This window comes from Streptomyces sp. NPDC024687, assembly GCF_055559055.1.
Map to the genome: position 1 here is coordinate 232,804 of NZ_JBVHLJ010000002.1, position 13,277 is coordinate 246,080.

Genomic DNA, 13,277 nt, shown 5'->3' on the forward strand with positions numbered 1-13,277 from the left:
GTCCGAGGGCGTGCGGGGGCGACGCGCGCGGTACTCCAGCCCGCGTGCCCCGACCGTACGAAGGGAAACCGGAGGCCGACCCGTGTGCGGCGGCATCCTCGGGCCGTTCAGGGGTAAGCGCCTTTCGACACTGGGAAGTTCGAGAGTGGAGGATCCAATGGCCTGGGCGCCGTCACGTTCGCGAGCGGGGTCAGACGCCGGCACCGCCAAGACCGAGCGCGCGGTGAAGCCCGCCCGCCCCCGGCGAGATCCGCTCTCCCTCGTCGTCCGTTTCGTGGCGATGGTGTTCGCGTTCGTGTTCATGGTGGCGTTCGCCGTCGTCCTGGCCCGGCTGACGCTCGAACCCTCGCCGACGTCGGTGGATCTGACGCACACCAACCTGCACCCGGGCGACTCCCTCAAGGCCTATCTGGACCAGCCGGAGATGCGGGACGCCTTCAAGCAGATCGGCGGGAACATCCTGCTGGGCATCCCGTTCGGCATCCTGGTTCCGATCATCGCCCCGAAGACCCGCGGGCTGCTGCGGATCGTGCTGCTGACTGCCTTCGTGATGCTGCTCGTCGAGTTCGCGCAGGGCGCCCTCGTGGAAGGCCGGGCCTTCGACATCGACGACGTCATCCTCAACACCTCCGGCGCTCTGATCGGCTATCTGCTGCTGGGCAGGCGGCTGAGCCGGGCGGTGCACAAGAAGCCGCGCGACAAGTCGGCGAACAAGGCGTAAGGAATCCGGGGTCCGCTCAACTTCTGGTCTGTACCAGAGTATTGACGGGCCCTTAGTTCACTCCTTAAATCAAGAGGCGACACCACCATCCCCCACCTCGGAGGAAGAGCCGTGGCCGCCTCACGCCTGCTGCGCAGATGTCTCCTCGCCGCACTGTCCGCCGTGCTGATCTCGTCCGGTACCGCCCAGGCGGACCCGCCCGCCGTCGCCGTCGCCGCCGCCGCCGCGGTGACGTTCTCCGACACCTTCGACGGGCCCGCCGGAGCCGCTGTCGACTCCTCGAAGTGGCAGATCGAGACCGGCGACAACGTCAACAACCACGAGCGGCAGTACTACACCTCGGGCAACAAGAACGCCGCCCTCGACGGGCAGGGCCATCTGGTGATCACGGCCCGGCGCGAGAACCCCGCGAACTACCAGTGCTGGTACGGCACCTGCCAGTACACCTCGGCCCGGCTGAACACCTCCGGGAAGTTCACCGCACAGTACGGACACGTCGAGGCGCGGATGAAGATCCCGCGCGGGCAGGGCATGTGGCCGGCGTTCTGGATGCTCGGCACCCCGGTCAACTGGCCGGACTCGGGCGAGATCGACATCATGGAGAACGTCGGCTTCGAGCCCTCGATCGTCCACGGCACGATCCACGGCCCCGGCTACTCCGGCTCGGGCGGCATAGGCGCCGGCTACTCCCTGCCGAACGGCCAGGCCTTCGCGGACGCCTTCCACACCTTCGCCGTCGACTGGGCACCCGACTCGATCACCTGGTCCGTCGACGGGACCGTCTACCAGAGGCGCACCCCCGCCGACCTGGGCGGCCGCACCTGGGTGTTCAACAAGCCGTTCTTCCTGATCCTCAACCTCGCGGTCGGCGGCTACTGGCCCGGTGACCCGGACGGCTCCACCGCCTTCCCGCAGCAGCTCGTGGTGGACCACGTGTCGGTGACCACCGGCGAGGCGCCAACGGGGGCGGCGATCCGGGGCCTCGCGGGCAAGTGCGTGGACGCCGCCGGGGCGAACCCCGCGAACGGGACCGCCGTACAGCTCTATGACTGCAACGGCACTGCCGCCCAGCAGTGGACCGTCGGCTCGGACGGCACGATCCGCGCGCTCGGCAAGTGCCTGGACGTCACGGGCGGCGGCACCGCGGACGGGACGGCGGTCCAGCTCTACGACTGCAACGGCTCCGGGGCCCAGCGGTGGACCGTCACGGGCGCCCGCGACATCGTCAACCCGCAGGCCGACAAGTGCCTCGACGTGACCGGCAACAACTCGGCCAACGGCACCCGGCTGCAGCTGTGGACCTGCACGGGCGGCGCCAACCAGAAGTGGACGGTCGGCTGATCCCGTGGGTCAGTGCCGGGTCCAGGTGAACTTGTCGCCGCCCACCCAGCGCACCACGTCCGGGTCGTCCAGGTCGTGGACCGTGATGCCGAAGGCGGCGGCCGCCTCCAGTACGTCGGTGACGGCCCTCGCCTCGCCGACCACCTCCCCGTCGATCTCCACGATCCGGAACGGCGGTGTGGTCGGCTGGACCCCGAGCACGATGATCCGCGGGGTGGCGATGTGCGGGCTCGCGATTTCGGTCATGGTTCGAGCGTAGAACGCATCCCGCGGCGGGGAGAGGCGTGCGTCACCCGCCGAGCAGGTCGAGGACCGCCGCCTCGACCGCGCCCTGGGTGGCCGGCCGCCCGAAGTCCCCGTGTTCGCCCAGCCGGGTGAGGGCGGGGGCGACGGTCCTCCCCTGCTCGGCCAGCTCGAAGACCCGCGGGTCGATGTACGAGGCCCGGCACACCGCCGGCGTGTTGCCCAGGTAGTGGCTGACCTCGCGCACGGTTTTGGCCATCTGCCGGCGGCGGGCCGTGGGGCTGGCCCGGGCCTCCTCGGCGGTGACGGCGAGGGCGACCGCGGCCAGGACCGTGGCGTGCCAGGTCCGGAAGTCCTTGGCGATGGTGGTCCCCCCGGCTCGAGCGAAGCCGAGAGTTGGGGGAGTCGGTGCCGGACAGCCGGCGCAGCGCCTCGTTCAGGTCGGCGCCGTGCAGATCGTGCCAGGCGCCCCGCTCCCAGTGGGCGAGCAGCCGGTCCCCGCCGCTCCTGCGGCGCTTGAGCGCGCGTACGACGGTCAGGGCGTCCTCGTCGACCAGCGCGCGGACCAGCTCGATGCCGCCCTCGGCCGGGTAGGCGAAGGTGAGCTCGTCGCGGCCGCAGGTGACGTGCTCGCGGAGCATGGTCGTCAGGCCGTAGGTCTCCGTCTGGCGGGTGTGCCGGTCGCTGCCGATCCGGAAGAAGCCGAGGTCGAGCAGGCGCACCGCGCAGGCCGTGGCCCGCGGGCGGTTCAGGCCGCCCCGCGAGGTCCTCCGCGACCCGCTCGCGCAGCGTGGGCAGGGCGCGGGCCACCTTCCGCACGTGCTCGTGCTTGGCCTGCTCCTGCTGGGCGCGGAACCGCTCGTGGTACAGGTACTGGCGGCGTCCGACGTCGTCGGTGCCGACGGCCTGGAGGTGCCCGTTGGGCCAGGGGCAGATCCACACCTCGCGCCAGGCGGGCGGGATGGTCAGGGCGCGGATGCGGGCGAGTACGTCCGGGTCCGTGACCGGCTTGCCCTCGGGGTCCCGGTAACGGAAACCCCGGCCGCAGCGGACCCGGGTGAAGCCTGGACGCTCGCAGGGACTGGTGCGGCGCCGCCATTCGTCGTCGCCGAGGTGCGAGCCGGCCTGCGGGCCCATGCGGAGCATCCCGCCGTCGACACTCCAGGACGCACCGGTGACGTAGGTGGCCTCGGGGCCGGCCAGGAAGGCGATCACGGCGGCGACCTCGCGGGCGTCACCCGGGCGGCCGAGCGGGACACCGGGACGCTTTTCGGTGTGGACGTCGGTGTCCTTCTGGCCCGTCATCGGGGTGGCGATCTCGCCGGGCGCGACCGCGTTGACGGTGATGCCGTGCTCGGCGAGTTCCAGGGCCATCACCTGGGTGAGCAGTCCCAGGCCGCCCTTGGCCGCGCAGTACGGGGCCGCGCCGACCCGCGGCTGGTGCTCGTGCACGGAGGTCACATTGACGATCCGGCCACCGTCGCCCTGCCGGATCATGCGCCGGGCGGCCCGCTGACCGCACAGGAACGGTCCCAGCAGGTCCACGTCGAGGACCTCGCGGACCGTGTCGAGCTCCAGGTCGAGGAAGGGCGTCATGGTGCCGGTGCCCGCGTTGTTGACCAGGACGTCGAGGCGGCCCAGCCGGTCGCACAGCTCGTCGACGGTGTCCGCGGCGGCGGGCAGCCGGGTGAGGTCCATCCGCGCCACCTCGGCGCGTCGGCCGAGGGCGCGGACCTCCTCGGCGGTCTCCTCGGCGCCCTCGAGGTCGGTGTGCCAGGTGATGCCGACGTCCATCCCCGCCCGGGCCAGCCGGACGGCGGTGGCCCTGCCGATGCCGGAGTCGGCGCCGGTGATCACGGCCACCTTGGTGTCGGGTGCGGTGGGGGCGGACATCTCGGCCTCCTCGTAGGGCGGGTGTTGTCGGGGACGACGAGGTGATTGCCGGGCGGCCGAGGTCCGAGATCCTGGGGGACGTCCGGCGAGGCATCGCAGTACCCGGCGCGCTGCCCGACAAACCGCTCGTCCGTCGTGCGGCGCCCGGGCGCCTGGGGAACTCTGGAGGAGCCGGGCAACTCTGGAGGAGGTGGCGATGGATCCCGTCGAGGCCCTGGAACGGATCGCCTTCCTGCTGGAGCGGTCCCTGGCTCCGACGTACCGCGTCCGTGCCTTCCGTACGGCGGCCCGGGTACTGACCGAGCTGCCCGCGGACGAGGTGCGCGAGCGCGCGGAGTCCGGGTCGCTGGAGTCGCTCAAGGGCATCGGCCCGAAGACGGCCCAGGTGGTGCGCGAGGCGCTGGCCGGAGGCGTGCCCGGTTATCTGGTGAAACTGGAGGAGGAGTCGGCAGCGCCCCGGACCGGGGGCGGCGAGAAGCTGCGGGCGCTCCTGCGCGGCGACTGCCATCTGCACTCCGACTGGTCGGACGGCGGCAGCCCGATCGAGGAGATGGGCCGGACCGCGGCGGAGCTCGGCCATGAGTGGGCGGTGCTGACCGACCACTCGCCACGGCTGACCGTGGCCCGGGGGCTGTCCCCGGAGCGGCTGCGGGAGCAGCTCGACGTGGTGGCGGCACTCAACGAGACCTGGGCGCCGTTCCGGCTGCTCACCGGCATCGAGTGCGACATCCTCGACGACGGCTCCCTGGACCAGGAACCCGAACTCCTGGACCGCCTGGACGTCGTGGTCGTGTCCGTGCACTCCAAGCTGCGCATGGACGCCCGTTCGATGACCCGGCGCATGGTGGCCGCCGTGCGCGACCCGCACGCGAACATCCTCGGGCACTGCACGGGACGGCTGGTGACCGGGCGCGGCCGGCCCGAGTCGCAGTTCGACGCGGACGAGGTGTTCGCCGCGTGCGCGGAGTCGGGCACGGCGGTGGAGATCAACAGCCGCCCGGAGCGCCTCGACCCGCCCCGCCGGCTGCTGCGCCGGGCGGTCGAGGCGGGCGTGCTGTTCTCGGTCGACACCGACGCCCACGCGCCCGGCCAGCTCGACTGGCAGATCCTCGGCTGCGCGCGGGCGGAGGAGTGCGAGGTGCCGGCCGAGCGGATCGTGACCACCTGGAACCTCGGGGAACTGCTGGCCTGGTCCCGGGAAGGCCGGGTACCGGACCGAGTGGCGGGCCCCTGAGGTGGTACCCGCGCGGCACCACAGGACAAGGAGCGGTACATGGAACGGGCGGCAGTGTTCGACGTCGACGGCACCCTGGTCGACACCAACCACCTGCATGTGACGACCTGGTGGGAGGCGCTGCGGCAGGCGGGCCACCAGGTGCCGATGCACGCCGTCCACCGGGCCATCGGGCTCGGTTCCGACGACCTCGTGGCGCATCTGCTGGGCGAGGACCGCGACAAGGACCAGGACGCCGAGCTGAGCGCCGCCCACAAGGCGCTCTACGGGCAGTACTTCGACCGGCTGCCCGCCCTCCAGGACGCCGGCCGGCTGCTGCGGCAGCTGGACCGCGAGGGCTGGCGGGTCGTCCTCGCCACCTCGGCGGGCGGGGCGGAACTGTCCGCGCTGCGCCGGGCGATCGCCGCCGACGACGCGATCATGGCCACCGCCAGCGCCGACGACGTCGAGGAGGGCAAGCCCGCCCCCGAGCCCGTCGAGCACGCGCTGGAACTGGCGGGGGTGCCCGTCGAACGCGCGGTCTTCGTCGGCGACACCGTCTGGGACATGCAGGCCGGCAGCCGGGCGGGCGTCCGCTGCGTCGGCGTCCTGTGCGGCGGAATCCCCCGCGCCGACCTGGAGGAGGCGGGTGCGCAGGCGATCTACGACGATCCGGCCCACCTGCTGGCATCCCTGGCGAACAGTCCCCTGGCATGACGTGCCGGACAGCCGGAACCCATAGCAGATGACTGGTGTGACGCAAGCTCTACGTCGACAGCCCCGCCCGACCCAAGCGATACGGCAGGGAGCACATGCCTTCGGCCGGGCGGCCCGTGCCGCCTTCCGTGGCCCGGGGCGGGAGCGCGATCTGCTCGTGCAGTCGCTCAAGGCCTCGGCCGCCGCGATCCTCGCCTGGCTAGTGGCCGGTGTGTGGATGGGCGATCCGATGGCCCTGATGGCGCCCTGGGTGGCGGTGGTGCTGGTGCAGGCCACCGTGTTCAGCTCGCTGATCCAGGCCGTACGGCAGCTGGCGGCGATCTGCTGCGGGGCCGTACTGGCGTCGGTGGCGCTGGCCGTCACCGGGAGCACGCTGGGTGCCGTGGCACTGTCCGTGCCGCTGCTGGTGCTCCTCGCGAACTGGCCGCGCTTCGGCGACCAGGGGATCTACGGCGCGACCACCGCGCTGTTCACCCTCTCCACCAGCACGGTCGGGGTGTCGGAGGTCGGCCACCGGGTGGGACAGGCCGCGCTCGGCGCCGTCATCGGCATCGCCGTGAACGCGTTCGTGCTTCCGCCGATCCATCTGCGCGACGTACGGGAGAACCTCGCGGCGCTGGCCCGGGAGGCGGGCGATGTCCTGCACACCCTGGCCGGTGATCTGCGGGACGGTGAGTGGGACGTGCAGGGCTGGTCGCATGCCTCGGCCCGGCTGGAGCGCCGGCTGGGGGCACTGCGGTCCGCCCGCGGCTGGAGCCGGGAGAGCCTGCGCCTGACGGCCGGTCCGCGGCGTGCCGTACGGCGGCTTCCCGCGTCGATCCCCCCGGAGCAGGACGACGAGCGCTGGAGCCGCGTCACCGGTCACATCCGCGCGCTCACCCGCACCCTGGTCGTCGCCGCCGACGAGGACCGCGCCCCCGCCCCGCCCGCCGGGCCGGTACTGGACGCGTACGCCGACCTCCTCCAGCTGATCGGCGACGCCTGCCACGCGGAGAGCGAACGGCTGCTGGCGACCGGCGGTGAGGACCGCCCCGACGAGCATGCCGAGGCGGCGATGCGGGAGCTGCGCGGTCAGCTCCAGGACGGGCTGCGGGAGCACGCCGGGCAGGGGGCGGAGGGCACGACGGTGCTGGGGACCCTGCTGCTGCAGGCCGAGAACCTGTGGAGCGAGACCGTTCCGACCGGGCGGAACGGGTGACGCAGCTCACCCGGGAGCGGGTCGCGGGGCGGAACACCAGCGGGTGGTTGCCCGTTGAACCGACCGTGGGTACGGATGGGACAGTGTCCCCGGGCCTCACCTTTTGCCCACAGGGACGATCGTTCGGCTGAAGCCCTGTGGAGCCTTTCGCCGAGAGGCGACCGCCATCCGTGCCCACCCCTTGACCGCCCCGACCGTGATTCCCCCGTCCGGTCGGGGCTTCCTTTTGTCCCGGCTTGACTTCGAGAGCACTCCAATTCGTAGCGTTCCCGTCATGAGCACTGCACAGCACAAGATCGGTTCTGAGTTCGGCGCTCACAGCACGGCCGACGACGTCCTCGCGGGCGTCGACCTGTCCGGCAAGCTCGCGATCGTCACCGGCGGCTACTCGGGGCTCGGTCTGGAGACCACCCGGGCGCTCACCAAGGCGGGCGCGCGGGTCGTCGTCCCGGCCCGGCGTCCCGACACCGCCTGGAAGGCGCTGGCCGGCATCGACCGTGTCGAACTGGACGAACTCGACCTGGGTGACCTGGACAGCGTGCGGGCCTTCGCCGAGCGGTTCCTCGACTCGGGCCGCACGGTCGACCTCGTCATCGACAACGCCGGGATCATGGCCTGCCCGGAGACCAGGGTCGGGCCGGGCTGGGAGGCGCAGTTCGCGACCAACCACCTCGGGCACTTCGCGCTGGTCAACCGGTTGTGGCCGGCCATCGAGCCCGGCGGCGCCCGGGTGGTCTCGGTGTCCTCGCGCGCCCACCACTTCTCCGGCATGCGCTGGGACGACGTCCACTGGCGGACCGGCTACGACAAGTGGCAGGCGTACGGCCAGGCGAAGACGGCGAACGTCCTGTTCGCCGTCCACCTCGACAAGCTCGGCGCCGATCGCGGGGTGCGGGCGTTCTCGCTCCACCCGGGCGGCATCCTCACCCCCTTGCAGCGTCACCTCCCCAAGGCGGAGATGGTGGAGCGCGGCTGGATCGACGAGCAGGGCAACGTGCTCAATCCCTCGGGCTTCAAGAGCCCGGAGCAGGGCGCGGCCACACAGGTGTGGGCGGCGACCTCGCCCCAGCTGGCGGGAATGGGCGGCGTCTACCTGGAGGACTGCGACATCGCCGAGCCCGCCGTCGACGGCGACGAGAGCGGCGGCGTCAGGGCGTGGGCGACCGACCCGGACCAGGCGGAGCGCCTGTGGACGCTGTCGGCGGAGCTCACGGGCGTGAACGCGTTCGCCTGACGCGGGCCCTTCGGGGGATGTCGAGAGTGGCCGCTGCCGATTCAGGGAGCGGCCCAGCAGGTCGTCGTTGTCGACTGCGGCTAACTGTGGCTGGTCGCGCAGTTCCCCGGGCCCCTGAAAGGCCGCTGGGCCCCGGCGACGGTCGGCGTGTCAGGGGGACGCCGGGACCCCTGGTCTCTGCAGATCTCCGCGCCGTCGCCAGGCACTACCGCGCCTCGAGTTCCTTCGTTCCGTACAACGCGGCAGGCGCCTCCGTCTCCAGGGCCCAGTAGCGGTCGCCGTAGGACCAGTGCCACCACTCGGTCGGGTAGTTGACCAGGCCCGCCGCGCTCAGCGCCTCTCCCAGCAGGGCCCGGTTGCACTTCGCCTGCTCGGTGATGTCGGCGGCGCCCGTGTAGCAGGCGCCGTCGCTCTCCTCCGGGTTGGCGTTCATCGCGGTACCCAGGTCGAGTTCGCCGCCGTCGGCGTCGGCGAGGGTGAGGTCGACGGCCGCGCCGGCGCTGTGCGGGGCTGTCCCGGGCGGGGAGACATAGCGGCTGGCCGCGGTGTGGATCCGGTCCGCGGACCAGTCGGGGTGGGCGGCGCGCAGTTCACCGGCGTACGTCTCGAAGCAGTGCCGCTGCAGCGCGGGCGGCCGGTATCCCTCCACGAAGAGCAGGCCCAGGCCACCGGGCAGCAGGGCCTGCGCCCGGAGCAGCCGGTCGAGGACACCCTGGCGCAGATACACCTCGGCGCCCAGGGAGTCCTCGTGCTTGCGGTCGTCGACGAGGAGGTGGCCGCGGACGTCCACGAGAGGCTCCCCGTTCTCCTCGACCGGGACGGCGGCGACACGGGGGCGTCGGACATCAGGATGATCTCACTCATGCCGTGATCCTCTCGTGGCCGCGGACCGTGCCGTGCACCTGCCACACACCTGCCGCACATCGCGTGCATCGCCGGAGGCCGGGTACTCGGGCGGCCCCCGCCCCAGCGGACCGAAGGAGCCGAAGTGAGCACTTCAACCGGCAGCAGGATCGTGGTCACGGGCGCCACCGGCAACGTGGGAACCAGCGTGGTGCGCCTCCTCTCCGAGAATCCGGAGGTCGGCTCCGTACGGGGCCTGGCCCGGCGCATCCCCGACTGGTCGCTGCCGCGGACGGAGTGGTCCGCGGTCGACCTGTCATCGGAACAGAACGATCTGGTCGAGGAGTTCACGGGCGCCGACGCGGTGATCCACCTGGCGTGGGCGTTCCAGCCGACGCACGACCCCGCGGCGACCTGGCGCACCAACGTCCTCGGCTCGATCCGGGTGTTCGAGGCGGTGGCGGCGGCCAAGGTGCCGACGCTGGTGCACGCGTCGTCCGTGGGCGCCTACTCCCCCGGCCCGAAGGACCACGCGGTCGACGAGTCGTGGCCGACGCACGGCTGGCCGGACGCCGCGTACTGCCGGGAGAAGGCGTATCTGGAGCGCGCCCTGGACACCTTCGAGCGCGACCACCCCGCCGTCCGGGTCGTACGGATGCGCCCGGCGTTCCTCTTCAAGCGGGAGTCGGCGAGCGAGCAGCGCCGTATCTTCGGCGGCCGCTTCCTGCCGGGCCAGCTGGCCCGGCCCGACCTGCTGCCGTTCCTGCCCGACATCCCCGGCCTGCGCGTGCAGGCGCTGCACACCGACGACGCCGCCAAGGCCTACGCGCTGGCGGTGCGCTCGGACGTGCGGGGCGCCTTCAACCTGGCGGCCGAGCCGACGGTCGACGCCGAGCTGCTGGCCGAGATGCTCGGCGCTCGTCCCGTACGGCTGCCGCGCACTGCGGCCCGCTCGGCGATCGCGGCCGCGTGGGGCCTGCATCTGCTGCCCGCGTCCCCGCATCTGTTCGACGCGGTCCTGCGGCTGCCGCTGATGGACTGCACGCGTGCGCGTACGGAACTCGGCTGGCATCCGGAGCACACCGCGACCGAGGTCCTAGAGGAGTTCCTGCACGGGATGCAGCAGGGTGCGGGGGCGCGGACGGAGCCGATGAAGGGCCGCAAGGTGGGCTGAGGCCCGGCGGGCCCGCGAGTCGGCCGCCGGGCCGGCGCTCAGCCGGAGGACTCCTCGGCTCCCGGGTGCTCGGGGTGCACGGTGTCCGACCGCTGCGTGCCCTGGCGGCCGGTCCCCGCCTCGTCGGTGTCCGGGACGTCCTCGGACTCGTCGGTGCCGGGCTCCCCGTCCGGGACGGTGGCGACCTCCCAGGGGTCCTCGCCCTCGCCCGCCTGCTGGTCCGGCAGATCCCGCGGGACGGGGTCCCCGTTCTCGCCCGGTCCTTCGTTGCGGTGGTCCACGGCATCCTCCCTGGCGTGTTGATGGCGGGAGCGCGAGTACCTCCGCGCAGGTCGGCGAAACGTCAGCGCGGTGCCCGCTCCTCCAGGGCGGTCCGCCAGGCCGGTGCCGGGCCCTCGGGAGCGGGTTCGGGGCGCCGGCCGCCGCGGGCGAAGAAGTCGGCGAGCGGGAGGATGGCCGCGCCGACGGTGACCGCGTCGGGCCCCAGGCGACCGAGGTCGACGGTGACCTTCCCTGCCGGGTACCGCAGCGCGTACGCCGTCGCGTGGCGCCGTACCGCGGGCAGGAACCGGTCGCCGAGCTGGAGCCCGGCCCAGCCGCCGACGATGATCCGCTCGGGCTGGAAGAGGTTGATCAGGTCGGACAGGCCGGCGCCCAGGTACTCGGCGGTCTCCTCCAGGACGGCGAGCGCCACGGGGTCGGCCGGGGTGCCGTCGGCCGGGTGGGCGGCGGTGAGCATGGCGGTCAGCGCCGTCTCCTCGTCGGTGCCCTCGGGCGGGCGGCCGCCCGCCTCCCGCCAGCGCTCCAGCAGCGACTCGGCACCGGCGTAGGCCTCCAGGCAGCCGAGGGCCCCACAGCGGCAGCGGCGCCCCCTGACCCGTACGGTCAGATGCCCCCACTCGATGGCCCGGCCGTGTTCCACCTCGGGCGTCACCAGACAGGCACCGACACCGGAACCGAAGAGGACCACGACGGCACTGCGGGCACCGCGCCCCCCACCGAACCACATCTCGGCCTGGCCGAGGGTCTTGGCGCCGTTGTCGATGAAGTACCGGACGCTGCCGGGCAGCGGGGAGCCGGTGCGCAGCAGTGCCTCCAGCGGGACGGCGTCCCAGCCGATGGTCTGTCCGTGCACGACGGCCCCGCTCTCGGGGGTGTGCGCGACGATGCCGGGCACTCCGATGCCGACGCCGAGCAGCGCTTCGGGCTCGACGGCGGCATCGGCGAGCACTTCGGTGATGCCGTCGCGAATGTGCCCGACGATGGCCTCGACGTCGTAGCCGTGCTGGGTCAACGGGCGTTCGGCGCGGGCGAGTTCGGTGAGGGTGAGGTCGAACAGCTCGACGCGCACCCGGGTCTCGCCGACGTCGACGCCGATCAAGTGGCCGCTGCCGGGCGCGACCCGCAGCAGGGTGCGGGGGCGTCCGCCGTCGGAGTCGACGCTTCCCGCCTCCTCCAGCAGGCCGTCGGCCACCAGGTCGGCGACGACGTTGCTGACGGAGCCGGAGCTGAGCCCGGTGACGGGACCGAGTTCGAAGCGGCTGAGGGGTCCGTCGAAGTAGAGGCGCTGCAGGACGGCCGTGCGGTTGGCGCGTCTGAGGTCGCGTACGGTGCGTCTGTTCAAGGGAGTTCAGGCTCCTGTGACCCGGGCGAGGGCCTCGATCTCGTCGAGGGCGGCGACGAGTTCCGGGGCCACCGCCGGCTGGACCCAGCGTTCCTTCTCGTCGTCGACCGCCCGTGGGACGGTCTCGGTGAGCATGATCAGGTACAGGTAGGCACGGTACAGGGCGAGGCGCACCCGCGCCGGGACGTCGAACTCCGCCCGGCCGCCCGCCTCCCGGTACCCCGCGAGGAACGCCTCGTCCTTCTTGATGTCCCCGAGCAGCGCCAGGGAGACGAAGTCGGCGAGGGGGTCGCCCCAGAACATCCGCTCCCCGTCGATGAGCCCGCCGATGCGCGGCTCCCCGCCGGCCGGGCGGTGCAGCAGGATGTTCCCGTCCCACAGGTCGAAGTGGACCAGCGCGGGGACCGTGACCTCGTCGAGAGCGGGGTAGCCGGCCCGGAGCGTGGCCTCCACCTGCTCGACGGAGCGGGGAAGTCGCGCCCCGTAGTCCCGGGCGTCGCCCAGGATGGCCTCGATCATGGCGGTGAACGCGGTCCGCCAGTCGCGGGCGAGCGGGCCGAGGGCTCGGGAGGGGTAGCCGAAGCCCGGCCCGGTCACCGTGTGCAGCCGTGCCACCTGGCGGCCCAACTCCCTTCGCAACCGCGCCCGTTCGGCTTCGGACACCGACCGGTCCCAAGGGTCGCCGGGACAGGCCGTCATCAGCAGATGGGGTACGACGGTGTGGGTGCCGACGGCCACCACGTGGGGTGCCGTGACCTCGGCCACGGCGGCTCCGCGGTAGAACTCCGCCTCGGAGACGAGGAGTTCACGCTCGTAGCGCAGGCCGGGAACAGTGGTCGCGGGTGGGACCTTGAGGACGTACCGTGTGCCGTCGGTGAGGCGGAGCTCCTCGACGGTGTTGTAGGTGCCACCGGTCAGAGGCCGGACTCCGGCGAGCCGACCGGGGTCGAGGCCCGCGTCCTCCAGCACCTGCCGAGCCCATTCCCAGGAGTCCACCAACGTCCCGCCCCCCTTCTCTCCGCTCGGCAGCCGTCCGGTCGGCGTCGGGCGTGCGTTCCCCGAACAGGGTACGGAAC

General features: G+C 72.6%; 11 protein-coding genes and 3 pseudogenes. 7 read left to right on the forward strand and 7 right to left on the reverse strand.

Annotation, left to right across the window (positions count from 1 at the left end):
* Positions 1-157 precede the first annotated feature (157 nt).
* Positions 158-721: a VanZ family protein gene (locus tag ACZ39I_RS07485; RefSeq protein ID WP_467243512.1), complete on the forward strand. Its 564-nt coding sequence runs from the start codon at positions 158-160 to the stop codon at positions 719-721.
* Positions 722-832: 111 nt separating this feature from the next.
* Positions 833-2,062, forward strand: coding sequence for an RICIN domain-containing protein (locus tag ACZ39I_RS07490; RefSeq protein WP_467243513.1), 1,230 nt, complete (start codon positions 833-835; stop codon positions 2,060-2,062).
* Between the two features lie 9 nt (positions 2,063-2,071).
* Here the strand turns inward: ACZ39I_RS07490 and ACZ39I_RS07495 are convergent, their stop codons facing one another.
* From ACZ39I_RS07495 to ACZ39I_RS07505, 3 genes and pseudogenes are all read right to left on the reverse strand, one after another.
* Positions 2,072-2,308: a hypothetical protein gene (locus ACZ39I_RS07495; protein ID WP_057613237.1), complete on the reverse strand. Its 237-nt coding sequence runs from the start codon at positions 2,306-2,308 to the stop codon at positions 2,072-2,074.
* Positions 2,309-2,351: 43 nt separating this feature from the next.
* Positions 2,352-3,400: pseudogene (locus tag ACZ39I_RS07500) on the reverse strand (DNA topoisomerase IB); the annotation flags it as partial.
* Positions 3,395-4,198: pseudogene (locus ACZ39I_RS07505) on the reverse strand (SDR family oxidoreductase); the annotation flags it as partial. The pseudogenes ACZ39I_RS07500 and ACZ39I_RS07505, both read right to left, overlap by 6 nt.
* Positions 4,199-4,394: 196 nt before the next feature.
* Here ACZ39I_RS07505 and ACZ39I_RS07510 point away from each other — a divergent pair.
* From ACZ39I_RS07510 to ACZ39I_RS07525, 4 genes are all read left to right on the forward strand, one after another.
* Entirely contained in the window at positions 4,395-5,432 is a 1,038-nt protein-coding gene (locus tag ACZ39I_RS07510) for a PHP domain-containing protein (RefSeq protein ID WP_467243516.1), read from the forward strand.
* A gap of 39 nt (positions 5,433-5,471) precedes the next feature.
* On the forward strand, positions 5,472-6,128 hold the full coding sequence (locus ACZ39I_RS07515; RefSeq protein ID WP_467243517.1) for an HAD family hydrolase: 657 nt from the start codon (positions 5,472-5,474) through the stop codon (positions 6,126-6,128).
* A 28-nt stretch (positions 6,129-6,156) separates the two neighbouring features.
* Positions 6,157-7,326 carry an FUSC family protein gene (locus ACZ39I_RS07520; protein WP_467243518.1) on the forward strand — a complete coding sequence of 390 codons (1,170 nt, stop codon included), beginning with the start codon at positions 6,157-6,159 and terminating at the stop codon, positions 7,324-7,326.
* 274 nt (positions 7,327-7,600) lie between these two features.
* A complete protein-coding gene (locus ACZ39I_RS07525; protein WP_467243519.1) occupies positions 7,601-8,560 on the forward strand; it encodes an SDR family NAD(P)-dependent oxidoreductase in 960 nt (319 codons plus the stop codon).
* 205 nt (positions 8,561-8,765) lie between these two features.
* Here the strand turns inward: ACZ39I_RS07525 and ACZ39I_RS07530 are convergent.
* Positions 8,766-9,424 (reverse strand): annotated as a pseudogene (locus tag ACZ39I_RS07530) (M15 family metallopeptidase).
* A gap of 124 nt (positions 9,425-9,548) precedes the next feature.
* Here ACZ39I_RS07530 and ACZ39I_RS07535 point away from each other — a divergent pair.
* Complete coding sequence (locus tag ACZ39I_RS07535; RefSeq protein ID WP_467243521.1) at positions 9,549-10,577, forward strand: SDR family oxidoreductase; 1,029 nt, start codon at positions 9,549-9,551, stop codon at positions 10,575-10,577.
* 38 nt (positions 10,578-10,615) lie between these two features.
* Here the strand turns inward: ACZ39I_RS07535 and ACZ39I_RS07540 are convergent, their stop codons facing one another.
* The 3 genes from ACZ39I_RS07540 to ACZ39I_RS07550 form a co-directional block, all read right to left on the reverse strand.
* Positions 10,616-10,858: a hypothetical protein gene (locus ACZ39I_RS07540; RefSeq protein ID WP_467243522.1), complete on the reverse strand. Its 243-nt coding sequence runs from the start codon at positions 10,856-10,858 to the stop codon at positions 10,616-10,618.
* Between the two features lie 62 nt (positions 10,859-10,920).
* Positions 10,921-12,201 carry an ROK family transcriptional regulator gene (locus ACZ39I_RS07545; protein ID WP_467243523.1) on the reverse strand — a complete coding sequence of 427 codons (1,281 nt, stop codon included), beginning with the start codon at positions 12,199-12,201 and terminating at the stop codon, positions 10,921-10,923.
* Between the two features lie 6 nt (positions 12,202-12,207).
* Positions 12,208-13,200 (reverse strand): phosphotransferase family protein, encoded by a 993-nt coding sequence (locus ACZ39I_RS07550; protein WP_467243524.1) that lies wholly within the window; start codon positions 13,198-13,200, stop codon positions 12,208-12,210.
* Between the last annotated feature and the right edge of the window lie 77 nt (positions 13,201-13,277).

What these genes read in the sequence shown, in the direction of transcription:
- ACZ39I_RS07515 (WP_467243517.1), top strand. Translation starts at nt 5,472, where the DNA reads ATGGAACGGGCGGCAGTGTTCGACGTCGACGGCACCCTGGTCGACACC.
- ACZ39I_RS07520 (WP_467243518.1), top strand. Translation starts at nt 6,157, where the DNA reads ATGACTGGTGTGACGCAAGCTCTACGTCGACAGCCCCGCCCGACCCAA.
- ACZ39I_RS07510 (WP_467243516.1), top strand. Translation starts at nt 4,395, where the DNA reads ATGGATCCCGTCGAGGCCCTGGAACGGATCGCCTTCCTGCTGGAGCGG.
- ACZ39I_RS07485 (WP_467243512.1), top strand. Translation starts at nt 158, where the DNA reads ATGGCCTGGGCGCCGTCACGTTCGCGAGCGGGGTCAGACGCCGGCACC.
- ACZ39I_RS07495 (WP_057613237.1), bottom strand. Translation starts at nt 2,308, where the DNA reads ATGACCGAAATCGCGAGCCCGCACATCGCCACCCCGCGGATCATCGTG.
- ACZ39I_RS07525 (WP_467243519.1), top strand. Translation starts at nt 7,601, where the DNA reads ATGAGCACTGCACAGCACAAGATCGGTTCTGAGTTCGGCGCTCACAGC.